The following is a 25,546-nucleotide window of genomic DNA, read 5'->3' as shown; positions in this document are numbered from 1 at the left end:
AAAATTTCCGAGAATGATTTTTACATGCTCATTTTCAAATCCTGCTTTTTGGAAACCAAATTTTTCAATGCATCTTCATTGTGGCCGATCACTAATTTTTCACCATCGATGAGGATGGGCCTTCTCAATAGCCTTGGCTCTTTTGTAAGTAATTGGATTACATCAAATAGCATCATTTCGTCAATATTAACATGTAAGCCTTTATATGCTTCACTTCTTGTTGCCAGTAGTTCGTCAAGTCCCTCGGTCGTCAATGCCAGAATCCGTTTTAATTCTGCTTCCGTTGGCGTTTCTCTGAATAAATGGCGCTCTTCGAAAGAAATATGATTGGCCTTTAACCATTTTTTTGTTTTTCGGCATGATGTACAGCTTGGATACGAAAAGAAAGTCAATCGTTCCATATTCACAACCCCTCATCCACAATTTATATATAACTAATCTACAGAATCATTGTATAACATTTGTACAATAATTGTATATTAATTAGCTTGATAAAAAACGGGGGAAATGTGAACTTTTTGTATCTGAAGCGAGATTGCCAGTTCTGTTATTCCATTTTTTTCTGCCTGTATTATAATAAACAAGTAAAACTATGGTAATCAGGAGGATAAAATGGAGCATACGTTAAAAATCACGAACGTGTTAGCAGATCCCACTCGGTATTATATATATCAATATATTGTGAACAATCATGGGGATGTGACGGTACAGCAAATTGCCGATTCATTCAGCATCCATCCAAATGTCGCCCGTCTGCATTTATCAAAACTCGAAGATATTGACATGCTGACATCCGAAGCCCGTAAAACCGGGAAAGGCGGACGTCCAAGCAGGCTTTATCGCTTGTCTGATAAAGTCATTCAGCTGCATTTTCCCTATAGGGACTATCAGCTGCTTTCAAGGATTGCCATCCAGACGATGATGACATTAGGGGAGCAAGGCAAACAGGCGCTATATGATACGGGAAAGGTGTTCGGCGAGGAATTGGTCAACCAGCAACTAGCCATGAGCTTAAACTCGGTCGACAGCCTTTCTTTTGCGGAAAAAGTCGGCATGCTTAAAAATGCCGCTGCCATTGCGGGGTTCTCGCCTGAAATTCAAGCAAGCGAAGAAGAAAATAACATACACTTCCGTATCTTCAATTGTCCGTTCAAGGAAGTTACCGCCGTAGAGCCAAGTATCATCTGCTCCATGCACAACTCCTTCTTAAAAGGAATGTTCGAAGCCTTGTTTACAAATGTCCATATTGTGGAACTGGAAAATATGATGTCTGATTGTTCCACGTGCTCTTATCAAGCTTCGGTTCTCACATAGAAACAAAAGGCATCCTTTACATTACCTTACAATTTCATTTATAATTATTTGGAATGTAGAAGACTAGAAAAAGGAGGGATTCGGATGGAACGCATGTTCAGGGTATGTGGTTTTTGGACAGGAATTATGGCTATTTTCTTTTATCTGGGCCATATGCATCAAACGTCTTTACTTTTCTTCGCACAAACTATCTTTTTTGTTCTTTTAAGTTATTTGAAATTATCTGAGCGCATGTATATTTATGTTTTTGGCGCCTATCTTACCATTTTCTTTGCAGGGTTTTCGTACTGGAGCGTATTTATGATGACTCCTGGTGCCGCCCATTAAGAACGAAATAAGCATGATACATAACCCATGAATTTTGGTTCATGGGTTTTCACATGTCATCATTCAGGAAAAACCTTTGCTGTTACAGCTAGATTCTTCGTTTGAACCAGCACCCTGAAATGCTCACTGAACCCTCCTGGAACGATTAACCCCCGAATCGCACGATTACGTTTTGCCGTTTTTGAGAATGGATCCGTTTCTTGGTGTTCCTTCAATTCCTGAAGAATTCCCGTTTTAAGCAGGAATTCATGCTGCTGATAAAGTTTGCAGGTTCCTAAACCATTTCTTTCTCCCCTATCCATTAATGTGTCAAAATGGATATGTGTCGTCAAATCCATATCACCTGGATACATAAGGGCATCTCCAATCATTTCATGCTGATAATAGCCCCTTAGGCTTCCCTGATGATGTGCAGGTTCCATCCATTCCTTTTGAATATAACCATAATCGATCGTAAGAAGGATCCCCGATTCGATGTTTGAAGCGATCTTTTCATACTCCTCAACCATCTTTAGCGGAATTTCATACCTTTGCTTATCATGTAATGTCACGGATCGTTCTGTAAGGTAAGAAAGAATGTCCGGGTTTGACAAAGGTTCCTTCACTTCCAGCAAATGGCCATCCTTAATCGTGACGAATACCTCTACTAGGGCCCCATCATCCTTTTCAATGACATGGACAGGCAATGCATCGAAAAATTCATTTGAAAAGACGATTCCATCCATGCTTGTCCATTCTTCTGCCCCTGAAGCAAAAAATGCTTGTTTGAACATCCCCATACGTTCTTGTTGCGCCTTTTTGTGGTAGGGACTCGTTTCCACCAGGACATACGTCAGCGAGTCCCAAATCAGCGGCTCGGTTTCTTTTATATAGACAAGGATGTCGTAAGCAAGCTTCCCGTCCCCCGCACCGACTTCGACGATTTTAGGGGAAATCCCGCACACTTTTATCAAATGAACGAACCATCTCGCAAGCGACCTCCCAAATGCGTCCCCGACATTGCCCGACGTATAGAAATCCCCTCTAGAACCGATTTTCTTTTTGGGGCTCGCATAGTAGCCGATGGTGGGGGCATATAAAGCGGCAGCCATGTAGTCATGATAGGAAATTCTCTTTTTCGGGCTGCTTTCAATCATTTCCTTCAAGTGATGTCTCAACATAACGCCTCCTCTTCCTTGAACCGCGATCATTAAGGAACTGAACCTCCCGGTGGGTGCTTCTTCAACAGTCATGCTCAAAATTCCGTGTGTTCGTTTTTCCTTGAAATATACTCAGTATAATTCCGCGAGCGACCTTTTTCAATATTCACACATTTAAGAACGAAAAATAAAACAGGTGCCATCTGGCACCTGAGGGATTGTTATCTCAAGAAGGGATTGTCATTCTTTTCATCTAAAATGGTCGTGACTGGCCCATGTCCCGGAAAAACGATCGTATCATCAGGAAGCGGCAGCAGTTTCGAATCTATGCTTTTTAGCAGGACCGCTTCGCTCCCGCCTATTAAATCAGTCCTGCCGATGCTTCCTTGGAACAAGACGTCTCCTGAAAAGAGCAGCCGTTCATCCCTTGCAAAATAGGAAACACTGCCGGGTGAGTGTCCGGGGGTTTCGAAAACTTCGAAAGTGAATCCCCCAATCGCAAGCTCGTGCTCATTTGTTATAATATGATCAGCCGGCTTCATGCGCATCGGGTTTTCTGGGAACCAGTTCAACGAGCCGTTCAATGCGGGATCAAGCAGCCACTTGGCCTCTTTTTCATGAAGATAGGCAGGCACTTCATAATGATCCCGAATAACATCAAGAGCACCGATATGGTCAAAATGAGCATGCGTCAATAAAATTGCCAAAGGCTTCAACTTTTTTGTTTGTATATATTGTATGATTTTCTGCGGCTCTTCACCCGGATCGAAAATGATGCAATCATTTCCATCCGAAACGACATAGCAATTCGTTTGCAGGGGTCCAAGAGGAATTTGTGTCCATTTCATTTCCATCACTCCAATAAGATTTTCTCCCTCCATCTTACACCAAATCATGCCGTTCATGGTAATCCAAAACACTTCTAGCCAGGTGAGATTCGCCTTTAAGCCTCGACAAATAATTGAAAAAATATTAAAATATTAACAAATGCATTCTTTTCTACATATTTTTGGTAGTTGTTTCATCCTCTGGGTATATTATTAAGGATTGGCATTACGAAAAAAGGGGGTTTTACGATGATATTAATGGTCGTGTTCGGACTGGTGGCTATATTGGGAGTGGCTGCTGTATTTACCTCATTAAAAAAGAGAAACTTCTTAGGATTCATATTTGCAGCCGGCAGTGCGGTCGTATTTGGCTGGTTCACTGTCATGACAATCATTAACAGCGGCTTTCCTGTTGCCCATTAAATCAAAAAAGGTTTCGGAAGGATATCCCTTCCGAAACCTTTTTTGATTCCCCGATTGCCTAAAGTTTGGAGTATCTGTACTTAGACCGCTCTGTTCCGTTCCCCTCGGCGTGAAAACTAAGGTTAGAATCGAAACGATATAGATATTGTTTGGGGGAAGTCTCAACGAAGGTTATTAAAATACATTAGTGTTTCTATTCAAATAGTCCTAATGGATGGGGGTTACGTAATAAGAGAACACCCCGTACATGTTAGTTTGGTGTCTAACATATACGGGGCAATTCATATTGAGTAAAGCGAACTTCCTATGAATTCAAAAACAAAAAAACCTTAGCGATAAAGAAAATAGCATTACGATAGCACAAATGCTTACAATAACAAATGAAATTTCAGATTTATTCTTAAAAGCAATATATGTAAACGTAGAGGTGGAAAATAAAAATACTACTTGCATCCAGATGGGCTGTTCAAAAGGTCCCATACGCAATAAAAAAGTTATCGCCATTGCAGAAACAATAAGTATTATAAAAAGCGGAAAAATTCTCTTTCCCATTTTTATCACCTCCTATTTTATGCTATGCACAATAGTGGAATGGCTTGTGTTCATTGGATAGTACATCAGTGAAACGTAATGGTAATATCACACTAGCCAACCCTATCTTTGTAACGATTGCAACAAGACCTTCAACGATATGACCAACCCATTTGCGGGCTCACTCTATCCTGAAAAAAGGGTGAAGTATATGGAAATGATGGTGGAGGGCTTTACTCTTCCGAAAATCGCTAACCGCTTAAAAATACACATATCAACTGCATTTTATTAGAAACATAAGATATTGAACGCCCTTAGTTCGTTAAGTTTCAACCAATCACAAGGTATCGTTGAAAGTGACGAGACCTTCTTTAAGGAGTCTTTAAAAGGTAGAGAAGTAACTCATCGAGAACCTAAGAAACGAACTATTAAGGACCTGATTTTAAAATAGCCGTTGTCCTAGTCCAAGACCGAAATGGTAATATGATTGCTCCTAAAGGTGGGACTGGTCGTGTAATAGCAGAAGAAGTAGATGCAGTCATAGGTGAGTTTATACATCCCCTCTTCTTTACTATGCACAGAGACAGCAACCAACTAAAAAGTGTTAGCAAGAATAAAGGGATTACAACACGAAACTATCAATGAAAGACAGAAACAATATATAAAGAAAGGTATCTTTCACATCCAGAACGTGAACAACTTCCACCAGTCGCTTGAAAACTTGGATTAGGCGTTTTCAAGGTGTTATAACCAAATATCTTGACAATTACCTGTATTGTTTTAATACTCTAAATTGTTAAACATCGAACTTTGAATAACAGGTGGAGCAAATGCTTATTTCATCCTGCAAAAAATCTAACTACTTAACAGTTAATGCGTATAGATGTGCTGTGTAATTAAAAAAAGGTTAGAGAAAATTCTCTACCCTCGGTCTTTCTCTTTCAAATAGTTTTCTTAAGCCTCTTTTGCTTTTTCGGGTTTTGGTGCATCTTTTGGTAGTCTTTTATGTATGTCATTTAAAAGATAAAGCCCTCTAAATAAGGTGCCAGCAACTATCCCAAAAGCAAGGAAGCCACCAACCAAAGGTCCCATCATAAGCAATAGATAACCTAATATAACAGATAAAATAATTGATATTAACAAATACAAAGTAAATTCCCCTTTATTTTATTTATCAGTAAATAAACTTAACCTTTTATTACCATTTTGATCGAGTACTTTCCCAACATACAATTTAACATCTGGAGCTACTCCGTGGTAACCAGAATTTTCATATGAAGTTGCAATTACACTAGCTACTGCTGTTCCGTGACCGTTTAAATCTATAGCATCTTCTTCACTATCTATAAATGAAGCCCAGAATGCTTTGAAATTCCCGTGTCTAAAATGGCAAGTTTAATGCCTTTTCCAGTAATGCCATTTTCATGAGCTTTATCTGCATTAATTCTTTTTGTTCCCCAACTATATCCATTTTCAAGATATGTTTCTCCATTTAAAGGAGTAGATTGTACGGTTACATCTTCTTCAATTAATTTTACAGTTGGATTTTTCTTTATTTTATATAATTCATCAGTTGTTAATGATGCTTTTGCAGTCTTAAAATGCTTGTATTTTCCTTTAATTTCCCCTCCCTCTTTTTCTATTAATTTAGTATCCAATTTTTTATTAAACTCTACTAAGTAATTTTTTTCGCTTTGATTCTTTGCCTTAGTTTCACGAGGCTGTAAAAAAAATGCAAATATTAAGATGAAAACTGCAATAAATGAAATTATTTTTTTCAACTAATACATCTCCTAGTTCTTTCTTGTCTTAAATTAGTTTTTTAACAAATTCACTAATGCGATGGAATGTTACATATCTATAAATCATCTGGAGTATATGAAACAGAAACATCGCAGAGGTAATAATTGTTTTCAGCCCTCCCTAATAATACAAAACTTACTACGGTGTATTTGTTAATAATCAAATTAAATCATGTAAAACTACACCATAGCGTTCCAATTTTGAAATGTGTATTCTTAAATTTGGAATTAGCAATTCGAACTAGTAGGTTTATATGAGGACTTTTCATTATCATGGGGACCGATTTAATAGTTAGGTAATTTAGCGAAGAATCTCGTGAAGTCTCGGAGCCTATGTCAGTATCGCAAGTGCCTACACTATTATTATCCAGGCTAATCATGTGGATTAACTGAGAACAATGGGAATTCCATCACACGCAAAGTGGATTGAAACGGAGGGGCGACACTCCTGCGGGGAATTTGAGATGCTATCTTCATTTTCACGCAAAGTGGAATGCAACGGAAGGCAACGAGACTCCTGCGGGAAATGCGTGTCAACGTGAGACCCCGCAGGCTGGCTCACGGGCCGCCCGCGGAAAGCGAGTGCCTGAAGTGGAATGAAACGGTCTAAGTAGAAACCCGATACTGTGGGCAGAGATGTTCTTTCTATCTGTTAAATCTAAGTGTAATGGAACGGAAAGCAACGACTCCTGCGGGAAAGGCGCGTCAACGAATGAAACGGTCGATGGACAGAAACTAACGTGGGTAATAGAGGATTTATAATAGTTTTCACGCAAAGTCGTTTGAAAAACAGTGTTCAGACTTTCTGAACCTAAAAAAATACTGTAAACACACTCCATCCTTACAGAGTGTGCCTACAGTATGAAAGCTAAAGCTCGCCATTGTGGCGAGCTTTTAATTTAGATCATCATTGTTTTTTAAATAGTCTTTGTATTTGATGGGTTTTCATATCAATGATTTTCTCGAATTGATATCCATATAAGCAGAAGTTGCCATCAAGCGAACAGCTTAACGGTTCATTTTCCATGTCCTTCATCACTTCTTCTTGTGTGCCTTTTTCCCAATTTAATTTAGTCAAGGTAAACCTTCCCACATATTGGTCCGCGTCTTTTGATTCATTTGGAATGAACGTGATGAATTCCTTGTTTTTTTCATTGAAATCATAGGAAGGAATCACCCAATCTGAAAAGCTTTTCAATAGCGGCACGGAAAAAGAGTGAATCGGCTCGTTAGTTTGATCATAAAAAGCGTATGTACCCCGATCATGTTTTTCTGTCTCCACTTGAATCGTCATCAGCGCATGCTTCATTTTTTTAAAGTGAATGACATCGAGCATAAGGCTATCCGCCGTATCATCATTCAGCGCCTTCTTTACTAAGGGAGCCGTCAAAGCAGGTTCATCCCGGTCCCAATCGAGAAACATCAAATCCTTTTCACCTGCCCATTGAGCAAAGGGCTGTGGAAAGTCCAGTGTTTCCATTGATTGATCATCTGGGTTCAGCACATAAGAGCTATAGGTCCAATCTTCGTTAAAACTTGATAAAAACAGCGTTCCATCTCGATAGGAGTTCCACTCATAAGCTAATTCATAGGCGGGTATCGACATAGAATACAATGGATTGCCTGTACGATCGAGAATGGTGATCGATGCTTTGCCCGAAGACGTGAAGGACGAAATCAAAGTATGCGTTCCAGATGGACTGATTGAAACTTCGGAAAACGCAATGGCGGGCTGATAGAAAACGGACGTTTCATTCGTTTCCAGGTTCCAAGCCATTAACTGGGGGACTTTATTGCCATCCCGCTTCTCAGCAAATAAAATGGTTTTGGTATCAAGCCATCCATAGATTTGATCGATTTTTTCGGTTTCATCAGTCGGGATCTTCCAATCACGGGAAGAATTCCCTAAGTTGGATGGGGAGTGTTCTTTTTCCGTATCAGTTACGGGTTTACTAAGGTCCTTGGAAGGCTCACAAGCCGAGATAAGAAGGATAGTGGAGATAAATAATGGGACGATACACAACATCTTGCCAATGGTAAGCCGCATACAAAGCGCTGCTTTGATTGCTTTAATCTCCACACACCTCCAACTTCAAAACTAAAAACGCCTGGCATATGTGAGCGAGACATTAGAAAGTGCAAGGATTATTCGAATCCTTACGACTTTCATTATAAAGTAAAAAAGAGAAAATGTGGCGAATAATTATCTTATATTTTTGTGGAAGTATATTCCGTAGTAAAATCTAATCACATATACAGTCCTGCCATTAAAATCTTCACGGAATCTTCATAAATTCCAGGAAGATGCGACAAAGGAAGTGGGTTGATTCCCGTACCCAGCTCAATCGTGAAGCCAGGTCGTTTGAATTCCTGTATGAACCAATCTTTATACCCCGCATGGCTATCCACGTATTGAACGGCACGATATCCGCTGCGCATCTCGAACTCCCTCGCCATACTCGCCGAATGCTCGGGTTCATGTCCTTCATATCCCCAATAAAATTCCTTCCCCTGTGTATGAAGGGCTATCACTCTTTCAAAATTCCGTCTTTCAGCCAATTCCTTCATGGCCAACGCTTCTGGCTCAGATAAAGAATACTGTCCTGGAAAATCCCTCGGTGCGGGAGCTTTTGGAAGCTTTCTTCGCTTTTCAATCTCCCAATTCGCTGGATATTGATTATTCAGGTCAACACCGCGGATATTGGCTTTCCAAGCGTAAAAGGCGGGATTGCCGTTATTCATCTTTAAAACATCGAATTTCCCTTCAGCGGCTTGCTCTCCTTTTATGACTAGGTCGACTCCATCCGGATCGACCATCGGCACGATTGAGATGGTTACATTTTGATAAAAAGACATGCAATCCACACTGCAAAGCGTGCGATCATTCGTAACTGCCACCAGCAAATCATTCAGCCATTTCATCAAAACGGCCGAGGTGATCCACTCGTTGGCATGGAATGAGCCGTTATAATGGATCACCTTCTTCCCTTGACCGACCCGTACTTCCAAAAGCTCTTTTCCTAATACACTCTTCCCTATCGATTCAACTTGAATGAAGGGATAATGAAAAGAAAGGATGTCAAGGTCATCAAGAAGAGATTGGTAATCATACGGTTTTTCGATGACAAGCAAGGGGTTGATGATCCTGACCGGTACGGAAACCGTTTCCTTCTCAACTTGATTCAATAATGATAAAGCATCGAGGGGCAATTGGGATCGTAACGCGATTTCTCTCAACGTGCTCCCCGAACGGGATTCTTTATCCGTTACGAACCCGGGAATCTGAACCTCGATGTCTGTTGGCAAATTCCCTTCAGCGATGGTGGGATTGGCATCCTCCAGTAAAACTTGCGGGATTTGAAATAATTGGCTGTAATAGGCCAACGTATCTCTGCTTCTGCTCACGACTTTCATTTAATGCTCCGCCCCCTTCCTAGTCTGATTTTATGAACCGATCCCCGAAAAAATGCAATGCCAAAAAACCTGGATCGCTCCAGGCTTCGTTTTTTTAACGTTTCTTTCAGTCCTGTCCCAACAGGGCTGCTTAGAAAACGGTTCAAGAATTCTATTGATTTTTAATTAGCCAAGCTGCCCCTATTACCCCAGCATCATTGCCTAGTGTTGCAAGGCTTATTTTCGTTGACTTGCCAACTCGTTTGAACGCATACTTTTCAAAGGCAGCACGGACCGTATCAAGCAAGATCCCTCCCGCCTGGGAAACACCACCGCCAATTACGATTTTATCTGGATTCATGACATTCCCTACATGTGATAGCGCAAGTCCTAAGTAATTGCCTACCTTATCGACCACAGCTTTTGACAAGGAATCACCATCTTTTGCGCATTGGAATAGCAATTTGGAAGAAACGACATTTCCTTCGTTCACTTTTTGCTGCAGCAACGATGTTCCATCGTCCTCATTCAATGCCTCTAAAGCCAGCCGGACGATTCCGGTAGCTGAAGCAACCGTTTCCAAACAACCTGTCTTGCCGCAATTACACGGAGCTCCACCGTCGGCAATAACCGTTATGTGCCCTATTTCACCTGCAGCACCGCTTGTTCCATGGACGATTCGGCCATTATGTATGATGCCCCCGCCTACACCCGTCCCAAGTGTTACACAAACAAGGTCTTTGGCTCCATTACCGGCACCTTTCCACATCTCTCCGAGAGCAGCCATATTGGCGTCATTATCAATGACCGCAGGCAAAGAGGTCTCGACTTCCAATAAATCCTTCAATGGATAGTCTTTCCACCCCAGATTCACTGCTTCGTATATCGAACCGTTGACAAAATCCACAGGGCCAGGGGCCCCCATCCCTATCCCCACTAACTTACTCTTCGGTTCATTCAATTCTTCAAGCTTCGCATCTATTGCCTTGGCAATGTTCATCGTGATGAATTTCCCTTTTTCGGAGATGTCGGTGTTGATTTCCCATTTATGAATGATCTCCCCATATGAATTGATTAAAGCCAGTTTGGTAGTTGTACCGCCTAAATCGACACCCATCAGCCATTTTTCCATCATTCTCACCTTTTTTTATCAATTTTTTTCTGTTTCTCCGTCTCAAGGGCCAATTGCTGCCTAATTAACAGGATTGCCATTTGATAATCTTTCGTATCCATCATCTGCATCCGATGGATTTCCCTGATTTCGGTCTCCATCATTTCAAGCTCGGCGACACGATCGCCCATATAAATAAATGTACCAAATCTTTTCAAATATTGTTGAAGATCATAATATGTTTTCATAATAAGCCTCTTTACTCTTTTCTATAAGAAAGTATATCGAATCCACCGTTTTGTAACAAGCGTTCATTTCCTCATTTGATAATTTCCCGCTCCCCCTCATACATGTCCAACTCCATTCATATGATGGAATACAAGGCTAGTGAACGCCTAATCTAAAATTGTTTCGATTTTTCATATTTCAGACAGACGATGCATCCCGTAAAGGCTTGCATCATGGAGGGGAAAAATGAAATTACAATTGAAGTATACCGTTTTATTACTCTTGACTACGATTTTTGTCATCCTTTATTTTTCAAATAATGAGCGGGCAGAGGAAACCATCATTTTTTTTCCCATCGATTCCTCGCTCCATTTTGAACATGCTTCCACACATCTTATGCCAAAGGAAAACGGGGGGTCCAGCTATACGATCACTTGGAGGGTGAGTTCCGCATTGGACCGGCCTGCCTACCTGCGTCAAGACGTATCCCTTTTATATACCAATGGAAAATTGACAGGAGCTTTAAAGAATTGGCGGCAAAATAAACAAGAACTCTCCCAAAAAGCGAAGGCGAAAGAAAGTGAAAGCGGACGTTATGATGCCGTCACTTTTCATTATGCAGAGGTTCATCCAAGTGAAACCATTTTCACCAGTGCCCAGCAGCTCAGTAAAGATAAAATATATGCCATAACGACACCTTCCTTTCAATATTTCCACCGTCCGCTTTCGGAAGAACAGATTGAATGGAAAAAAACCCTGGATAGCTTGACCGAGCAAACGGTTCAAAACGGCTTGGAAAAAGCCAGTCAAGCGTATCACATTAACTTGGATCAATATAACATCATCTCATTGACCGACCTCCCTGACAAAAAAAACCAATGGCTTTCCGCATTCCCTCCATTCAAGCGGGAAGAAATTGTTGGCAGGCTTTGGGAGGGCCTTTATAAAGGTTATGTATTAGGAATAAAGAAAGAGGATGGATCCACCGTTAATGCACAAGGCAGCACCATCCCCCTATTGCTTATGGCGAAGAATCAACGTGAATTACTTGTCTTGTTTACACTGAAAGACGGTACCCCCATCATGCTGCGCCAAGATTTATAGTTGGGTTTCGATCTTCTTCAGCAGTTTGGCATATGACTTATTGTCCGGAGCAAGCTCAATCGCCTTTTCTGCTTGCTCCTTAGCCTGATCGTATGCTCCAAGATTCATATCGACCAAGGCAAGGTTGTAATGCGCTTGATGTAAATCCGGATTCGCCGCGATTGATTTTTCGTAATAATCCTTGGCTTTGTCAATGTCTTTTTTTTCAAAGGCTAAATTTCCGAGCATGAATAGCGAAAAAGGTGCATCCGGGTTGTCACTTACATAATCGTTCAGCATTTCTTCCGCTTTCGCTTCCTTTTCATCATCGATATATTTTTGGGCAAGCAGCGCCATCGTGTTATCATTGACGGCCGAGCTGTTTTGATGATGGAAGCCGTACTGGAGCAGAGTATAAGTCAAAATCACCGTTCCCATTAAAAAAACCAACTGCCGCAAAATGTGTTTGTTTTTTGGAAGATGGACCACTCCAGCAGCAAGGAAGCCACCAATCAAACCTCCGATATGTCCTGCGTTGTCAATGCCTGAAACCGAAAAACCATATATCAGGTTAATGATGATCAAGACGATGACCGACGATCCCATCGAGCGCATGAATAACTTCGGGTAGACGATTCCAAAGTACAGCAGTGCTCCGAAACAGCCGAAAATCGCTCCGCTTGCGCCAGCCGATAGGTTCGGGGTCATGATGAAACTGCCTAGCGTCCCGGCAAAGCCAGCGAATACATAAATGAAAAGGAACCTGGCATTGCCGTAAATCCTTTCTACTTCAGCACCAATTAAATACAGGGAAAAAGTGTTCATCAGCAAATGAAGGAAGCCAATATGCACGATCATCGGGCTAAGGAACCTCCACCACTCCCCCTGCATGATCAATGGTGAGGATTTTGCCCCGAACTCGATCAACGTCTTGGAATTGGTGCTGCCCCCATTGAACTCCATCAAGATGAACACAGCTATCTGAATCGCCATGAATATATATGTAAAGAAAGGCTTATTGGCATTTTGAAACACTTTCTGCTCTGCCTTGGCCTTTTTGACTGACTCGGAGATGGCGTCCTTCTTTAAGGCAAGTACTTTTTCTTCATCTATTTCATCTTCTTGAAGAACCTGAACGGAAAGTGATTTTTTCAAGACATGCTCAAGGTTCTGAAGCGACTGTTGAAATGCTTCAGAAGTGAGAATGAATGTGTCCACCTTCGTTTTTTTATAGGAGGCAGCCTGCAAACTGAAATCATGATCATCGACAGGCGTAAATTTACTCACATAGATGCTTAATATGTTTATTGGTTTTTTGTATAATTTCTGCCTGATTCTTTCCCCATTCTGCAGAGTCCGTTCGATATCACGCTTCAGCCAGTTTGCCCAATCCAAATCATGCCGGATCAGCCTGATGACAGGGAATTCCTTATTCGTATCGCTTTCAAGCCAAATCTCCTGATGGTTTTCCGTGACGGTAATCATTCGATAATCATAATGGGCCGACAACTCCCTTATGGTTCCCCAAAACAAATAATCCTCTTTAAATCCCAATGCCTTCCCCACTTTCCAATCGATCTCAAGCTTCTGATTTTGTTACTTAAAACTATAGACGATATCATGAAAAAAGTAAAAAAAGGAACCTTGATGAGGTTCCTTTTTAAGAAATGCAGGCATTTTCATTTGGTTTGACTGAACATGCTTTGCATCATTTTGTCCCTGAACATTGGCATGCTCAAGGATTTGGTCACTAGAAATCTTCTCAGGAAGCCATTGGATAGCGACGCATTGACCAAGCGGTACCGGTTTTTATAACCGGCATACACCGCTAAACCAACCAAGAAGATGTGAATAATGGATCGAAGCATAGCAATCCCTCCTATCATTAGTGTGATACAGGAGAGGATTTTTATGAGCTAAAAGTGATAAAAATCAAACATCTTCTATTGGACGGACGTTTGCAGGACCTTGGATGGGGTAATGAGCTTATCGACTGCCATATCATGCATCTCTATCGGGAGCTCATCCACAAGCTGAATTTCGTATGCAAGGGCCATCGTGGTTCCTTTGAAGCCGGGAAGGTACCGGTCATAATAGCCGCCCCCGAAGCCGAGGCGAAACCCCTCTTTCGTAAAAGCGAGGCCGGGGACGATCACTACATCCATTTCGCTTTTCGTCACCTTGGCTGTTTCGGCTACAGGTTCAAGCAGCCCATGATATACAGACTCCAGCTCTTTGAAGGAGGATATTTTTTTGAATTGCAACGTCTCACATTTTGGTACCGCCACTTCCTTGCCTTCACTCCACGCTTGTTCGATGATCCGTTCTGTTGGCACTTCGGGATGGATGGAAATCGTGATGCCGATCGTTTTTGCCTTTTTCCATTCTTCCAACGAAAATAAGTTTTCAGCTATCCTGTTCGATCCTTCTTCATGTTCCCCATCGGTCAGCCCCATCAAGAGGGATTTCACTTCCTGTCGAAGCCTTTTCTTGTTATCTTTCATCGTTACCCACTCCTTTGCTCTGCTGCTTTATTATTCCATAATAGCAGTTCGTTTACAGAACGTCGGTAAGAACGTAAAAAAAAGCATAAAAAAAACAACAGGAAAAATCCTGTTGCTTACTTTGTTTCACGGTGAGTCGTGCTGCGTTTTTCTCTTGAGCAGTACTTTTTAAGCTCAAGACGGTCTGGATTGTTACGTTTATTTTTTTTAGAAATATAGTTACGGTCTCCACATTCAGTGCAAGCTAATGTAATATTCACGCGCATGTGTATTTCCCTCCAAACATATTGACTTTTTCACATAGGACTTTTCTATAATAGCATTATTCCCTGTGAATTGCTAGTATGTTTTTTGGGAAATCGCACATTAACTTTTATCCATTTCAATTCGTAACGTTTTGCATTGTAAGTAGAAGCTGATTATTGATAACTTTGGCTTCCTCCTTCGTTTCAGCATGAATCGCCCAGGCCACCGCTTCGACACATTCCTTCGGCAGAATCTCCGTCTCCAACGTGAACATGCTCGTCACTTCCCCTTTCGCAAGCGGTGAGTAAGCAAGCAGCCCTTCTTTCAATGATTTGAAACACCCCTCCTGATAAAGGCTTCCCTTGCCTTGAATGCAATATTGAGAGATGCTTTTCCCTTTTACGAGACCGCCTAATAAAGCAATGGAACGGGGTGCTACATGTAATATGGCCCGTTCATTGGGGCTGTAAAAAGCCACTGCCTGCTTTTCGAAAGCGTTTTCATAGTGAAAAAATACTTTTGGCCGCTTCGTCTCGAATGAGGTATTCCTGATCGTGAACTTCGAAAAGGTCACCTGGCCTTGTGTAAACGTTTGTAGCAGTGTCCGTATCTCCCCATTCGGATGACTCATCATATCTTCCTCAGGATACCAATCAAAACTCTCATCCATCCATAAACCAGCCTTTAACCCCTTACGATACAGATCTTGGTTACCCTGCGGCATATATGCGTATAACGAATTCATATAATCATCCCTTCTTCTTCTCTATTGGTAAACAGCTTATCGTTAGGCGCTGACAGTGAAAGAATCCACGCTTGGATCTGCACACCATTTCCTTATGGGTTCAATGAGTCTAAATATTCAAAATATTCGTTTTTCGATTTATTCTACCTTCATGTTAGCACTGATTGAGCTGATGGACAATAAACACATTTTGTCGAATTTTATGCAAGTTATCTAGCAAAGGTTTTATGCCCGTTTTCATGGCCATTTTTTTTTCATGGCTACGGTCTTGATACGTTTCGACATGATTTTAAAACAAGACAAGCAAAAAAAATGGCGGGTGCTGCCCCTGTAAAGGCTATAAAAATATGAAATTCTCCATTTTTTTTAAAATATGTGTAAAATATAAGTATATGTCGAAAATTATCTTCTGAGGTGAAAACATGGAAACCCTTATCATCCTTCTCTTCTCGTTGGCCGTCATCCTTCTTATCCTTTCGTTTTTCAGCAAAGATAAGGTGGCCAAATTGGAAGAAGATTTAGAACAGATGACGATAACCTATATGCAGGATATCTATCAATTAAAAAAGAAAGTGAAGATCCTTGAAGAGGAATTCGTCATCGAGGGTGATCCCCTTCCTGCCGTAAAAGCTCAAATTCCACAGCCACCTGTCACTTCCAGGAATTCCGAAGCGATTCATGAAATTCTAAAGAGCCAAGTTCTATCCCTATACGGGCAGGGGCTTTCTTTGGCCCAAATCGCTAAACAATCCTCCTTAACCGAGGAACAAACCCTATCGGTCATCGAACAGCATAGAATGCGGGGAAATGAAGATGTTTAAGGCAAGACTGCAGGGCATTTCCGCCGGAATCATCTTCACGACTTGCATCTTTGCCGGCTGTTACTATGGAACCGGATTATTGAAAGAAACCAATGTGACCATTGAGGAAGCGAAGGAAATGCTCGAGAATGACGGATTCGTTGTCTCGCTTCCCCATGAAGAAGCGAAGCAAACTGTCCAGCCGTCAAAGGAGACCGATCATTCTCCGAATGCTGAGGAATCGGCTATCGTCTCATATACCATAAAAGTCAAATCGAATATGACCACAACTGAAATTGCCAAGCGGCTTTTCGAGAAAAAGATCATCGATGATGCATCTGAGTTTGAGGCTTACATGAACGAGCATGGCTTCTCGAAAAAAATTCAAATCGGTGAGTTCGTGGTCACGAATACGATGTCTTATCGGCAATTGGCCAATACTTTATCTCATTAATCAATAATAAAAGAGGCTTTTTCCAAAGCCTCTTTTTTCACTTGCGGATTGGATCAGTCATTTCTGCCGATGTATCTACCTCTTACAAGGAAATAAATATTTTCGGCGATATTGGTCGTGTGATCCGCAGTCCTTTCCAAATAGCGGGCAATGAATGAGAGCTGCGTGACCTGCTGAAGGTTCTTTTCATCAGAAAGCCGGAGAAGGCTGCGAATCATTTCTCCATAAAAACGATCGACTTCTTCATCCATTTCGATAATTTCCCTGGATAACACGACATCTTCCTTCTCGAATGCTTCTATCGAGAGTTCGATCATCTTTAGCGTGATATCATACATCTGTTGCAGCGGAGTCAAAGGGAGGATGAACTCCTGATCGCCGATACGGATTGCCGCCTTGGCGATATTGACGCCAAAGTCTGCCATCCTTTCAATGTCGGAGGCAATTTTTATGGCCGCAATGATCCTTCTTAGATCAATGGCAACAGGCTGCTGCTTGGCAATCAGCAAAATCGCAAAATCATTGATTTCCTCTTCCAGTAAATCCGCTTTCGTATCATCTTCAATGACTTCCAATGCCGCTTCTGCATCCCTATTTTCCAGCGCAGCGAATGATTTTGAAATGGCATCCGAAGCTAGGTTGGCCAAATCGACCACTTTTTCTTGAAGCTCTTTCAATTGAAGTTCAAAATTTTCACGAACGATCATGATTATCACCCTTTCTCGTTAACCGAAGCGCCCTGTAATGTAGTCTTCCGTTCTTTTATCATCCGGATTGGAGAAAATGGTGTCGGTATTGGCGTACTCTACGACTTCCCCGTTTAAGAAGAAGGCCGTTCTATCGGAAATACGCGCCGCTTGCTGCATGTTATGGGTGACGATGATGATACTGAAGTCCTTTTTCAGTTCCTGGACCAATTCTTCTATCTTCAGGGTGGAAATCGGATCAAGGGCAGAAGTCGGTTCATCCATTAAAATGACATCCGGTTCGATTGCCAAACACCTGGCAATGCAAAGGCGCTGCTGCTGTCCACCTGAAAGTCCGTAGGCATTTTCGTGCAGCCGGTCTTTCACTTCATTCCAAATGGCTGCCCCTTTTAAACTCTTTTCAACGATTTCATCCAGTATCTTTTTGTTTTTGATGCCATGGGTTCTTGGTCCGTAGACCACATTATCGTATATGGATTTAGGAAACGGATTAGGTTTTTGAAAGACCATGCCCACCTGTGTCCGTAAATCTTCAACCCTGTATGACTGATCCAGGATATTTCTGTTCCGGTATTTGATCTGACCTGTCGTTTTGACATCCGGTACCAATTCGATCATTCTATTCAATGTTTTGATATAGGTGGATTTTCCGCATCCAGAAGGCCCGATGATGGCTGTCACTTCATTTTGATGCATATCAAGGTTAATATTTTTCAAAGCGTGGTTTTCCCCATACCATAAATTGAGATCGGACGTTTCATATACCTTTTCCGGTAAGGCGGCGGGTTGTACAGCATCCGTCGCGATGGCTGTTGACTCTTTTTCTCTCGTTAAGGTCATATTCATTCTACCTTCCTCCTCGTTCAGTATCTTTTCTGGAATTTATTTCGAATCAGGACCGCGACTGAGTTCATAAAAATCAACAAGATGAGCAATACGATGATTCCTGCGGCAGCGACCTGCTGGAATTCCTCCTGTGGACGAGATGTCCAATTATAAATTTGCATCGGGAGCACGGTAAATGTATCCAGCACCGTTTGCGGCAAAAAGGCGATGAACAGTGGGATACCTACCACAACCAATGGAGCCGTTTCTCCGATTGCCCTTGATAAAGCAAGTATTCCGCCCGTCAATATGCCAGGTATGGCAGCTGGCAGGACAACTTTCCGTATCGTCTGCCATTTTGTTGCTCCCATCCCAAAGGAAGCTTCCCTTAAATCACGCGGGACGGCACGTATCGCCTCCTGGGCAGCCACGATGATAACGGGAAGGACGAGGAGACTCATCGTCAAGCCTGCCGCCAATACGGACCGATCCAATGCTAGAGCCCGGACGAAAACCGTTAAGCCAAGCAATCCGAACACGATCGACGGAACCCCTGCCAAATTGGAGATGTTCACTTTGATGAAAGTGGTGATCCAATTCTTCCTCGCATATTCCTCTAAATAAATGGCCGTCCCTACACCAAGCATAAGCGAAACGGGCGCAACGACGGCCATCAACCAGATCGACCCGATCAAGGCCGCTTTTATCCCAGCTTCCTCTGGCTTCCTCGAAGCGAAATTCTGCAGGAAATCCCCATTCAAATGGCCAATTCCTTGAGTGAATATCCGATAAAATAAGATGGCCAATACGATAAGGCCAACCAGTGTTGCCAAGAAAAACAATCCTTTACATATCGTGTTGACCGCCAGCCTTACGGGCATCTTTTTTGCAACATGACTTTTATTTATCAGCTTCATGTCTTAATATTCCTCCCTGAATCTGCGAGAGATGAACTGCGCCAGTAAATTCATAACAAGCGTAAAGACGAACAGTGTCATTCCCACCGCATAGATGCTGTAGTAGATCGTTGTCCCATACCCTGCATCCCCTGAACTGACCTGTACGATATAGGCGGTCATCGTTTGAATCGATGAAGTGACATCCATATTCATGCTCGGGGTCGAGCCCCCTGCCACACTCACGATCATGGTCTCGCCGATCGCCCTGGATAAGCCAAGCACGATGGATGCGACAATTCCGGATATGGCCGCCGGCAATACCACTTTAATGGTCGTTTCAAGTTTCGTTGCACCAAGCGCATACGCACCTTCGCGAATCGACTTTGGTACTGAAACAAGGGCATCTTCCGACAAAGAGGCCACCATCGGCATGATCATGATTCCTACAACGATCCCGGGACTTAAGGCATTGAACATGTCAAGGGAAGGAAATAGATCCCGCAAAACCGGTGTTACAAAAGTTAAGGCAAAGAAGCCGTAAACGATAGTCGGAATCCCGGCTAAAACTTCTAATATCGGCTTGATGATCCTCCGTGTTTTCTCAGATGCATATTCACTCAAGAAAATGGCTGTTGCAAGCCCTATCGGAACGGCAACCACCGCAGCTATCACCGTAATCTTCAACGTCCCAACGACAAGGGGCATGATTCCAAATGAAGGAACAGATGCAAATGGGAGCCACTTGCTTTCCGTGAAAAATTCGACGATCGAAACCCTGTCAAAAAAGATGAATGTTTCAAATATGAGCGTCAGGATAATCCCGATTGTAGTGAAAACGGAAATGGCCGCCATAAGGAACAAGAGCTTCGGTATGATTTTTTCTACATTTATTTTTTTCTTGCTTTTCTTTTCCAGGATCATTTGCTGTACAGAATAGGTTTCTGTTTTTCTCAGTTCCAACTTGCATCCTCCATTTCAGACCCGCAATATTTGGATTTACAAGCCGTTGCCCCCGCCTTCACCTTGCCAAGGCGGGATTTTTGATAGCCTGTAATATCAATTATTTTTTCAGTTCCTTCAATTTATCAAGATCTTTCTGGTACTCTTCTTCCGGAAGGCTTATATACCCCACCTCTTCGGAAAGTTCCCCTGCATTTTCAATGACGAATTCTGTATAGTCGGCCACTTGTTCTTTTTCAGCTACAGACTTGTTGGCGACATATGTGTAAAGCGGACGGGACAATGGTGCATACTCCCCGCTTTTAATCGTTTCATGAGTTGGCTCTACAGCGCCTTTTCCGTTATCGATGGAAATGATCTTCAGCTTATCTTTATTTTCAGCATAGTAGGCAAATCCGAAGAATCCGATCGCATTCTTATCACCTTCCACGCCTTGTACAAGGACGTTATCGTCTTCGGATAGCGTCGCATTCTCCACCATCGGTTTTTCTTCCAGGATCACTTCATTGAAATAATCGTATGTGCCCGAATCTGTTCCCGGGGAGTAGAATTTTATTTCTTCCTTCGGCCATTCAGGGCGAATATCCGACCACATCTTCACCTTGCCATCATCAACCCACAGCTTTTGCAATTCTTCAACCGTAAGTGAATCGATGAAGTCATTATCTTTATTGACGACGATTGAAATGCCGTCAAATGCCAGTTTCAATTCTGTATATTTAATTCCCTTATCATCAAGCATTGCACTTTCTTCTTCTTTGACCGGACGTGAGGCATTACTTAAATCCGTCTCACCGGCGATGAATTTCTTAAAACCGCCGCCAGTTCCTGATGATCCAACGGAAACTTTGACATCAGGCTGGGCACTCATATATTCTTCTGCCACTGCCTCCATGATTGGAAAGACCGTAGAAGAACCATCCGTGATCACTTCCCCTTGCAGCTGGCTTGACCCTTTTGCTTCACTGCCGCTTGTCTTAGCATCATCAGATCCACAACCCGCAGCCACTGCAATTACTCCGCCCATCACTACAGTCATCGCCACACCTTTGAAACGTCTCATTTGTAAGTCCCCCTAAGAATTTTTTATATGAATATTTTGTCCTACAACCAAATCATACTTTTAGTCTGTAAACCCCGTTTGAAGGGATTGTAAATATTCAGTAAATTATTGTGTGTTAATTGTAAAGATGCCGGATTCGCATTGATAATGGGCAAAATAGCAAAAAAAAACACGTCTTCGGTTTATCCGAAAACGTGTTTTGACTTCATTCATTCATTTTTCTGGCTTTTTCTGACCTCTGCCTGATCCTTTTGAACGTCTTTTCCATTCTCCACTTTCAAATCAGTCGATTTTTCTGCATCTTTATTCGTTTCCTTCTTAGCCCGTTCTTTTTTCAGTTTGAAATACGTGTCCATGATATCCCTACCAATTTCTTTACTCATGTCATGACCCGTATGGCCCTGATATGCCCACGGTACGACGACCGCAAATGCAACTTCAGGATTTTTAGCAGGTGCATAGCCCACCATCGTGATGTTCATCGTATCTTGAGGCTCACTGAACTTCTCGCGGTCCGGTCCATCATAGAACGCTTCAGCCGTCCCTGTTTTAGCAGCGACTGTGTACGGTTTATTCCCGAAGAACCTATAAGCTGTCCCGCCTTGTTCCATTGAAACCTTCTCGAAACCGCTTTGTACGCGCTTGATCCAGTCTTCTTTCATATCCAGGCGATTCATGACCGTCGGAGAAACGTCTTCGGCGACAGGTCCCAATTCCTCATTATTATCGACCGGATCACGGATTTCCTTGACCATATGTGGCTTCATGCGGTTTCCGCCATTGGCAATGGAGGAAACGTATTGAACAAGCTGCATCGGTGTGTACGTATCATACTGCCCGATAGCAAGGTCAAGCAGCTTACCTGGTGATGTTTCCGAGCCTTTGAACCCGCCCATTTCATTTGGAAGGTCGATTCCCGTGCGCACACCCAAGCCAAACTGTGAGAATGAATTACGCATCGTCGAAAAGGCGCTTGAACTGATATTCAATGGCTCATTCGGCACATAGTGGGCACCGGCGATATTGATCGCCGTCCTGAACATATAAACGTTTGAAGACACCTTCAACGCCGTCAAATCATTGATGTTCCCGAAATTACTGTACGATCCTTTAGCCTTTGTACCCTTGATCTTCAATTTCGTATCATAAAAGACGGTGCCCGGCTGGATCGCTCCCTGCTTGTATCCCGTTAAGACGGTGGCACCTTTCACGGCAGAACCCATCGTATAGGAAGTCGTGATATTGCCTAAGGCGAAGTCTTCTATGGAGGATTTACCGGTCTTCGGATCCTTCTCAATTTTCTTGCCCGCCATCGTCAGGACTTCCCCTGTATCAGGATCCATCATCACGACGAACGCCCTATCGAGAAACTTCGTGTTCCCCAATTTTTTCTTGGCAATCAATTGCTTTTCAATGATTTCCTCGGTTGCCAGCTGTAAATCCATATCAACCGTCAAGATAAGATCTTTTCCGCGCTGACCCTCAGAAACCACCTCGGAGTCGACGACATTTCCCGATTTGTCGGTCACGTTCCTTACTTTCGCTTTCTGCCCTTGGAGGATGTCCTCATATTGAAGCTCGATATAACTCTTTCCTACACGGTCATTCCGGCTGTAATCACGCGCCAGATAATAATTGAGACTTTCACTCGGCAAACCTTCTTCGGAAGAAGATACTTTACCTAATACCGATTTGAGTGTCTTATTATACGTATAAAAACGATCCCAATCCGTCGATATATCCACACCAGGCAGCGAATCGAGGTTTTCACTCACCCTGGCGAATTCTTCCTTCGATACTTTCTTGTTTTTCACAATCTGCGGCGTAAGTGCATATCCGCTGGCAAATTCCCTGTAAATAGCGAGGGTTTCCATATCCTTATCGGAAAGTTTTATTTCATCCTCTGTAATCCGGTCGAGCTGAAGCTTGTACAAATCACTCTCTGTCAGCTCACCCTCTTCGACTTTCTTTCTCTCTTTATCGGTAACCTTTTTCTCCGCCAGCTTTGGATTATTCATTATCCAAAAATCCTTCTTATCGCGCTCAGTCACTTTATCCGTATCTTTTTCGATCAACTTCGCAAGTTTCTCGGCGGTTTCCACCATTTCTGCTGGTTTCGTACCTTGCTTTCGTGTATATGTAATTGCATCCAGTGGTTGGTTGTCGACCATCAATTTCAGATTTCGGTCATACATTTTCCCACGGGGCACCGAATTATTCACGGTCACTTCCTCTGTTCTTTCAATCTCACGCCGGTAATCATCGCCATACACAATCTGCACGACACCTAAGCGTAAAATGAGAGCGGAAAACAAAACAAACACTAAAAAGAAAAGAATATTCAATCTGAAAGGCACATGCGTCTTTTTCTTTTTCTTTTTATTCACACTAAGCCACACATCCTTTTTACATAGTCATAATGGTCCTTTACTATTCTATAGAACATTCTTATTTTTTTCTACCTTAGTGTTCTAGAAATATTAAACATCTGACCCACTTTCGACAAAATGTGACTTACGGCTCATACTTCATGGAAAAGAGGCCTCTTTAGGCCCCTTTTTCAATCTTGGTCGTTGATATCGATTTTCCGCACAAACCAATATATCATCGTATGCCCTGCCCCCACGATCAACAAATAAATCGGCAGGACTTGCTTCAAGTCAAAAAACAGGACGGACAAAATGAACCCCAAAATGGATACGATCCTTCCAAAATGGACGAATAGCTCCCGGACGACAATATATTCAATCCTCATATCCGCAGCTTGCCATGCCCGGCCTATGATGTCATAGGTCAAGGAGATGTATGGGACGAGCAGGATCGGATAGGCGGTCGCCACAATTGCCCCATAAATGAGAAGCTTTCCGAAGGTGACATCAAATGCGATCAGCAAAACCCCCGAATATAACAGGATTCCGCCGATAAAGATCGCTTTTTTTCGCATCGGTTGTTTTATATAACGAGAAGCGAGAAAATACGCAACGAATGATATGGCGGAATTCAATAAACCATAGCTCCCCAACGCAAGTTCACTATCCGTCTGGATGTAAACGATAATTGAAATGATGAACATGAAAGTACCCTCTCGCAGTCCTTGAAAAAAGTGGGCGCGAGTGATCAACAGCCAATTCCGATTGTTTTTCCGCTCTTTCAAAATCCTTAGGAAAAAGTATTTCCCATGAGCAGGACGCCTTTTTAACGAAAAGCTAAGAAAAACGGCAACGGAAAACAAAAGCAATGATAATCCGAATACAATGGAATATCCCGTGAATTTTTCAAGCCTCGAAATGATGAACCCTGAAAGAATCGGACCAATCATTCCTCCAAGAGAAGATAAAATCCCCAGAAAACCATTGAAGAAATCCCTCGTCTCCGGCTCGGTAATCTCGAAAGTCAAGACATTATACGCCAGCCAATAAAACCCATACCCTATCCCGATCAATGCACCAAGAAGCCAAATGAAATCCGTGGCTCTCGTCCCGACCAAAAGGACAGATAAATAAAACAGGGCCAAGAAGATAACACCAAGACGCAATACAATGATTCGATCCACTTTCTTCGCCAGCCTGCCGGCAAAAACAAACGTCAGCGGTTGAAAAAGCACCACGGTTAGATTATATACAGCAATATCAACAATTTGACCGGATTGTTTCCACAAGTACACATTAACGAATGTATTGGACAAAGCAATACTCAGGCTGTACAGTCCGCCGATAAACAAAAGCAGGTGCAGATCCTTCTTCCCTCCCGCTTCACCCAACCATCTCTCTAAAATACCCATTGTTTTAACTCTCCTTTAAATTCCACTCTAGTGTTTGAAAAAACAAGGGGATTTATGTAAAAAAAAAGTAAAGAAAACTCTTCGATTGGCAAGACGAAGGCGACGACAGAGAAGTAGTTGCCCTTATACTGTTTTCCTTTTCGCTCTTCCCATCCAAAACAGTGTAAAGAAAACTCTTCGATTGGCAAGACGAAGGCGACGACAGAGAAGTAGTTGCCCTTATACTGTTTTCCTCTTAACTCTTCCCATCCAAAACAGTGCAAAGAAAACTCTTCGATTGGCAAAACGAATTTTTGGGGTTTACTCGCGAGTGGAGCGGTTCTGGTGATTTCAGCTAAGAGAAGAAAACACAAAAAAAGACAGGATCCCACGTAAGGGGATCCT

Annotated in this window: 31 protein-coding genes and 1 pseudogene; 8 read left to right on the top strand and 24 right to left on the bottom strand. The window is 42.4% G+C overall.

Annotated elements, in window-relative coordinates:
- Positions 1-20 precede the first annotated feature (20 nt).
- Positions 21-401: a Spx/MgsR family RNA polymerase-binding regulatory protein gene (locus AS888_RS09770; RefSeq protein WP_061141995.1), complete on the bottom strand. Its 381-nt coding sequence runs from the start codon at positions 399-401 to the stop codon at positions 21-23.
- A 211-nt stretch (positions 402-612) separates the two neighbouring features.
- Between AS888_RS09770 and AS888_RS09765 the strand changes: the two genes are divergently transcribed.
- On the top strand, positions 613-1,314 hold the full coding sequence (locus AS888_RS09765) for a helix-turn-helix transcriptional regulator (RefSeq protein ID WP_061141994.1): 702 nt from the start codon (positions 613-615) through the stop codon (positions 1,312-1,314).
- A gap of 84 nt (positions 1,315-1,398) precedes the next feature.
- The gene (locus AS888_RS09760) at positions 1,399-1,641 is read left to right on the top strand and encodes a DUF2626 domain-containing protein (RefSeq protein ID WP_061141993.1); all 243 of its coding nucleotides are present in this window, start codon (positions 1,399-1,401) and stop codon (positions 1,639-1,641) included.
- A gap of 59 nt (positions 1,642-1,700) precedes the next feature.
- Here the strand turns inward: AS888_RS09760 and AS888_RS09755 are convergent, their stop codons facing one another.
- Both AS888_RS09755 and AS888_RS09750 read right to left on the bottom strand, forming a co-directional pair.
- Positions 1,701-2,798: a class I SAM-dependent methyltransferase gene (locus AS888_RS09755; protein WP_185113069.1), complete on the bottom strand. Its 1,098-nt coding sequence runs from the start codon at positions 2,796-2,798 to the stop codon at positions 1,701-1,703.
- Positions 2,799-3,001: 203 nt separating this feature from the next.
- On the bottom strand, positions 3,002-3,628 hold the full coding sequence (locus AS888_RS09750) for an MBL fold metallo-hydrolase (RefSeq protein ID WP_061142098.1): 627 nt from the start codon (positions 3,626-3,628) through the stop codon (positions 3,002-3,004).
- Between the two features lie 228 nt (positions 3,629-3,856).
- Here AS888_RS09750 and AS888_RS25025 point away from each other — a divergent pair, with 228 nt between their 5' ends.
- A complete protein-coding gene (locus AS888_RS25025) occupies positions 3,857-4,030 on the top strand; it encodes a DUF2759 domain-containing protein (RefSeq protein WP_064505148.1) in 174 nt (57 codons plus the stop codon).
- 312 nt (positions 4,031-4,342) lie between these two features.
- On the opposite strand, the gene AS888_RS09745 is transcribed toward AS888_RS25025, so the two are convergent.
- Entirely contained in the window at positions 4,343-4,582 is a 240-nt protein-coding gene (locus AS888_RS09745; RefSeq protein ID WP_061141991.1) for a hypothetical protein, read from the bottom strand.
- Positions 4,583-4,615: 33 nt separating this feature from the next.
- Between AS888_RS09745 and AS888_RS25675 the strand changes: the two are divergent.
- Positions 4,616-5,457, top strand: a pseudogene (locus AS888_RS25675) (IS1595 family transposase); the annotation flags it as partial.
- Between the two features lie 58 nt (positions 5,458-5,515).
- On the opposite strand, the gene AS888_RS09740 reads toward AS888_RS25675, so the two are convergent.
- From AS888_RS09740 to AS888_RS09735, 3 genes are read right to left on the bottom strand one after another with little or no spacing between them, the layout of a single operon-like run.
- Positions 5,516-5,710 (bottom strand): hypothetical protein, encoded by a 195-nt coding sequence (locus AS888_RS09740; RefSeq protein WP_061141990.1) that lies wholly within the window; start codon positions 5,708-5,710, stop codon positions 5,516-5,518.
- 18 nt (positions 5,711-5,728) lie between these two features.
- Positions 5,729-5,887, bottom strand: a complete 159-nt coding sequence (locus tag AS888_RS27145; protein ID WP_397251464.1) for a S8 family serine peptidase — start codon at positions 5,885-5,887, stop codon at positions 5,729-5,731.
- 17 nt (positions 5,888-5,904) lie between these two features.
- On the bottom strand, positions 5,905-6,342 hold the full coding sequence (locus tag AS888_RS09735) for a protease inhibitor I9 family protein (protein ID WP_061141989.1): 438 nt from the start codon (positions 6,340-6,342) through the stop codon (positions 5,905-5,907).
- A 480-nt stretch (positions 6,343-6,822) separates the two neighbouring features.
- Here AS888_RS09735 and AS888_RS26405 point away from each other — a divergent pair, with 480 nt between their 5' ends.
- Positions 6,823-6,963 (top strand): hypothetical protein, encoded by a 141-nt coding sequence (locus AS888_RS26405; protein ID WP_221408589.1) that lies wholly within the window; start codon positions 6,823-6,825, stop codon positions 6,961-6,963.
- Between the two features lie 307 nt (positions 6,964-7,270).
- Here AS888_RS26405 and AS888_RS09730 read toward each other — a convergent pair whose 3' ends face one another.
- The 4 genes from AS888_RS09730 to AS888_RS09715 form a co-directional block, all read right to left on the bottom strand.
- Complete coding sequence (locus tag AS888_RS09730) at positions 7,271-8,443, bottom strand: YqgU-like beta propeller domain-containing protein (RefSeq protein WP_061141988.1); 1,173 nt, start codon at positions 8,441-8,443, stop codon at positions 7,271-7,273.
- A gap of 167 nt (positions 8,444-8,610) precedes the next feature.
- On the bottom strand, positions 8,611-9,777 hold the full coding sequence (locus AS888_RS09725) for a M14 family metallopeptidase (protein WP_061141987.1): 1,167 nt from the start codon (positions 9,775-9,777) through the stop codon (positions 8,611-8,613).
- 151 nt (positions 9,778-9,928) lie between these two features.
- Positions 9,929-10,891: an ROK family glucokinase gene (locus AS888_RS09720; protein ID WP_061141986.1), complete on the bottom strand. Its 963-nt coding sequence runs from the start codon at positions 10,889-10,891 to the stop codon at positions 9,929-9,931.
- 2 nt (positions 10,892-10,893) lie between these two features.
- Entirely contained in the window at positions 10,894-11,115 is a 222-nt protein-coding gene (locus tag AS888_RS09715; RefSeq protein WP_061141985.1) for a YqgQ family protein, read from the bottom strand.
- Positions 11,116-11,341: 226 nt separating this feature from the next.
- Here AS888_RS09715 and AS888_RS09710 point away from each other — a divergent pair, with 226 nt between their 5' ends.
- A complete protein-coding gene (locus AS888_RS09710) occupies positions 11,342-12,199 on the top strand; it encodes a hypothetical protein (RefSeq protein WP_061141984.1) in 858 nt (285 codons plus the stop codon).
- On the opposite strand, the gene AS888_RS09705 is transcribed toward AS888_RS09710, so the two are convergent.
- The 5 genes from AS888_RS09705 to AS888_RS09690 form a co-directional block, all read right to left on the bottom strand.
- Complete coding sequence (locus tag AS888_RS09705; RefSeq protein WP_061141983.1) at positions 12,194-13,732, bottom strand: rhomboid family intramembrane serine protease; 1,539 nt, start codon at positions 13,730-13,732, stop codon at positions 12,194-12,196. The two genes, AS888_RS09710 and AS888_RS09705, sit on opposite strands and share 6 nt — an antisense overlap.
- A gap of 125 nt (positions 13,733-13,857) precedes the next feature.
- Positions 13,858-14,046 carry a hypothetical protein gene (locus AS888_RS09700; protein WP_061141982.1) on the bottom strand — a complete coding sequence of 63 codons (189 nt, stop codon included), beginning with the start codon at positions 14,044-14,046 and terminating at the stop codon, positions 13,858-13,860.
- Positions 14,047-14,121: 75 nt separating this feature from the next.
- Complete coding sequence (locus AS888_RS09695; RefSeq protein WP_061141981.1) at positions 14,122-14,682, bottom strand: 5-formyltetrahydrofolate cyclo-ligase; 561 nt, start codon at positions 14,680-14,682, stop codon at positions 14,122-14,124.
- A 116-nt stretch (positions 14,683-14,798) separates the two neighbouring features.
- Positions 14,799-14,948 carry a 50S ribosomal protein L33 gene (gene rpmG / locus AS888_RS25020; RefSeq protein ID WP_028391797.1) on the bottom strand — a complete coding sequence of 50 codons (150 nt, stop codon included), beginning with the start codon at positions 14,946-14,948 and terminating at the stop codon, positions 14,799-14,801.
- A gap of 116 nt (positions 14,949-15,064) precedes the next feature.
- On the bottom strand, positions 15,065-15,673 hold the full coding sequence (locus AS888_RS09690) for a hypothetical protein (protein ID WP_061141980.1): 609 nt from the start codon (positions 15,671-15,673) through the stop codon (positions 15,065-15,067).
- 422 nt (positions 15,674-16,095) lie between these two features.
- On the opposite strand from AS888_RS09690, the gene AS888_RS09685 reads away from it, so the two are divergent.
- Both AS888_RS09685 and AS888_RS09680 read left to right on the top strand, forming a co-directional pair.
- Positions 16,096-16,494, top strand: a complete 399-nt coding sequence (locus AS888_RS09685) for a hypothetical protein (RefSeq protein WP_061141979.1) — start codon at positions 16,096-16,098, stop codon at positions 16,492-16,494.
- On the top strand, positions 16,481-16,927 hold the full coding sequence (locus AS888_RS09680; protein ID WP_155645447.1) for an endolytic transglycosylase MltG: 447 nt from the start codon (positions 16,481-16,483) through the stop codon (positions 16,925-16,927). The genes AS888_RS09685 and AS888_RS09680 overlap by 14 nt, the downstream gene beginning before the upstream one ends.
- A 53-nt stretch (positions 16,928-16,980) precedes the next feature.
- Here AS888_RS09680 and phoU read toward each other — a convergent pair whose 3' ends face one another.
- The 8 genes from phoU to AS888_RS26400 form a co-directional block, all read right to left on the bottom strand.
- Complete coding sequence (phoU, locus tag AS888_RS09675) at positions 16,981-17,634, bottom strand: phosphate signaling complex protein PhoU (protein ID WP_061141977.1); 654 nt, start codon at positions 17,632-17,634, stop codon at positions 16,981-16,983.
- 18 nt (positions 17,635-17,652) lie between these two features.
- Positions 17,653-18,480, bottom strand: a complete 828-nt coding sequence (gene pstB, locus AS888_RS09670; RefSeq protein WP_061141976.1) for a phosphate ABC transporter ATP-binding protein PstB — start codon at positions 18,478-18,480, stop codon at positions 17,653-17,655.
- Between the two features lie 17 nt (positions 18,481-18,497).
- A complete protein-coding gene (gene pstA, locus AS888_RS09665; RefSeq protein ID WP_061141975.1) occupies positions 18,498-19,376 on the bottom strand; it encodes a phosphate ABC transporter permease PstA in 879 nt (292 codons plus the stop codon).
- A 3-nt stretch (positions 19,377-19,379) separates the two neighbouring features.
- Positions 19,380-20,279, bottom strand: a complete 900-nt coding sequence (gene pstC / locus AS888_RS09660) for a phosphate ABC transporter permease subunit PstC (RefSeq protein WP_061142097.1) — start codon at positions 20,277-20,279, stop codon at positions 19,380-19,382.
- Positions 20,280-20,418: 139 nt separating this feature from the next.
- Complete coding sequence (locus AS888_RS09655; protein WP_061141974.1) at positions 20,419-21,381, bottom strand: PstS family phosphate ABC transporter substrate-binding protein; 963 nt, start codon at positions 21,379-21,381, stop codon at positions 20,419-20,421.
- Positions 21,382-21,590: 209 nt separating this feature from the next.
- Positions 21,591-23,768, bottom strand: coding sequence for a peptidoglycan D,D-transpeptidase FtsI family protein (locus AS888_RS09650; RefSeq protein ID WP_061141973.1), 2,178 nt, complete (start codon positions 23,766-23,768; stop codon positions 21,591-21,593).
- Positions 23,769-23,941: 173 nt separating this feature from the next.
- Positions 23,942-25,162, bottom strand: coding sequence for an MFS transporter (locus AS888_RS09645; RefSeq protein ID WP_061141972.1), 1,221 nt, complete (start codon positions 25,160-25,162; stop codon positions 23,942-23,944).
- Positions 25,150-25,546, bottom strand: a 397-nt coding sequence (locus AS888_RS26400; protein WP_221408588.1) for a hypothetical protein, incomplete at its 5' end; no start/stop codon positions are given. The genes AS888_RS26400 and AS888_RS09645, both read right to left, overlap by 13 nt.

The organism is Peribacillus simplex (assembly GCF_001542915.1).
GTDB classification, from domain to species: Bacteria; Bacillota; Bacilli; order Bacillales; family DSM-1321; genus Peribacillus; species Peribacillus simplex_B.
Note: the sequence above shows the minus strand (reverse complement) of the source record. Positions and strands in the feature narration are given on the sequence as shown.

Coding starts and splice junctions, on each gene's coding strand:
- AS888_RS09760 (WP_061141993.1), top strand. CDS start 1,399: ATGGAACGCATGTTCAGGGTATGTGGTTTTTGGACAGGAATTATGGCT.
- AS888_RS09725 (WP_061141987.1), bottom strand. CDS start 9,777: ATGAAAGTCGTGAGCAGAAGCAGAGATACGTTGGCCTATTACAGCCAA.
- AS888_RS09710 (WP_061141984.1), top strand. CDS start 11,342: ATGAAATTACAATTGAAGTATACCGTTTTATTACTCTTGACTACGATT.
- AS888_RS09765 (WP_061141994.1), top strand. CDS start 613: ATGGAGCATACGTTAAAAATCACGAACGTGTTAGCAGATCCCACTCGG.
- pstA (WP_061141975.1), bottom strand. CDS start 19,376: ATGAAGCTGATAAATAAAAGTCATGTTGCAAAAAAGATGCCCGTAAGG.
- phoU (WP_061141977.1), bottom strand. CDS start 17,634: ATGATCGTTCGTGAAAATTTTGAACTTCAATTGAAAGAGCTTCAAGAA.
- AS888_RS09690 (WP_061141980.1), bottom strand. CDS start 15,673: ATGAATTCGTTATACGCATATATGCCGCAGGGTAACCAAGATCTGTAT.
- AS888_RS09750 (WP_061142098.1), bottom strand. CDS start 3,628: ATGAAATGGACACAAATTCCTCTTGGACCCCTGCAAACGAATTGCTAT.
- AS888_RS09655 (WP_061141974.1), bottom strand. CDS start 21,381: ATGAGACGTTTCAAAGGTGTGGCGATGACTGTAGTGATGGGCGGAGTA.
- pstB (WP_061141976.1), bottom strand. CDS start 18,480: ATGAATATGACCTTAACGAGAGAAAAAGAGTCAACAGCCATCGCGACG.
- AS888_RS09645 (WP_061141972.1), bottom strand. CDS start 25,162: ATGGGTATTTTAGAGAGATGGTTGGGTGAAGCGGGAGGGAAGAAGGAT.
- AS888_RS09745 (WP_061141991.1), bottom strand. CDS start 4,582: ATGGGAAAGAGAATTTTTCCGCTTTTTATAATACTTATTGTTTCTGCA.
- AS888_RS09715 (WP_061141985.1), bottom strand. CDS start 11,115: ATGAAAACATATTATGATCTTCAACAATATTTGAAAAGATTTGGTACA.
- AS888_RS09700 (WP_061141982.1), bottom strand. CDS start 14,046: ATGCTTCGATCCATTATTCACATCTTCTTGGTTGGTTTAGCGGTGTAT.
- AS888_RS09695 (WP_061141981.1), bottom strand. CDS start 14,682: ATGAAAGATAACAAGAAAAGGCTTCGACAGGAAGTGAAATCCCTCTTG.
- AS888_RS09770 (WP_061141995.1), bottom strand. CDS start 401: ATGGAACGATTGACTTTCTTTTCGTATCCAAGCTGTACATCATGCCGA.
- AS888_RS09680 (WP_155645447.1), top strand. CDS start 16,481: ATGAAGATGTTTAAGGCAAGACTGCAGGGCATTTCCGCCGGAATCATC.
- rpmG (WP_028391797.1), bottom strand. CDS start 14,948: ATGCGCGTGAATATTACATTAGCTTGCACTGAATGTGGAGACCGTAAC.
- AS888_RS09720 (WP_061141986.1), bottom strand. CDS start 10,891: ATGATGGAAAAATGGCTGATGGGTGTCGATTTAGGCGGTACAACTACC.
- pstC (WP_061142097.1), bottom strand. CDS start 20,279: ATGATCCTGGAAAAGAAAAGCAAGAAAAAAATAAATGTAGAAAAAATC.
- AS888_RS25025 (WP_064505148.1), top strand. CDS start 3,857: ATGATATTAATGGTCGTGTTCGGACTGGTGGCTATATTGGGAGTGGCT.
- AS888_RS09685 (WP_061141979.1), top strand. CDS start 16,096: ATGGAAACCCTTATCATCCTTCTCTTCTCGTTGGCCGTCATCCTTCTT.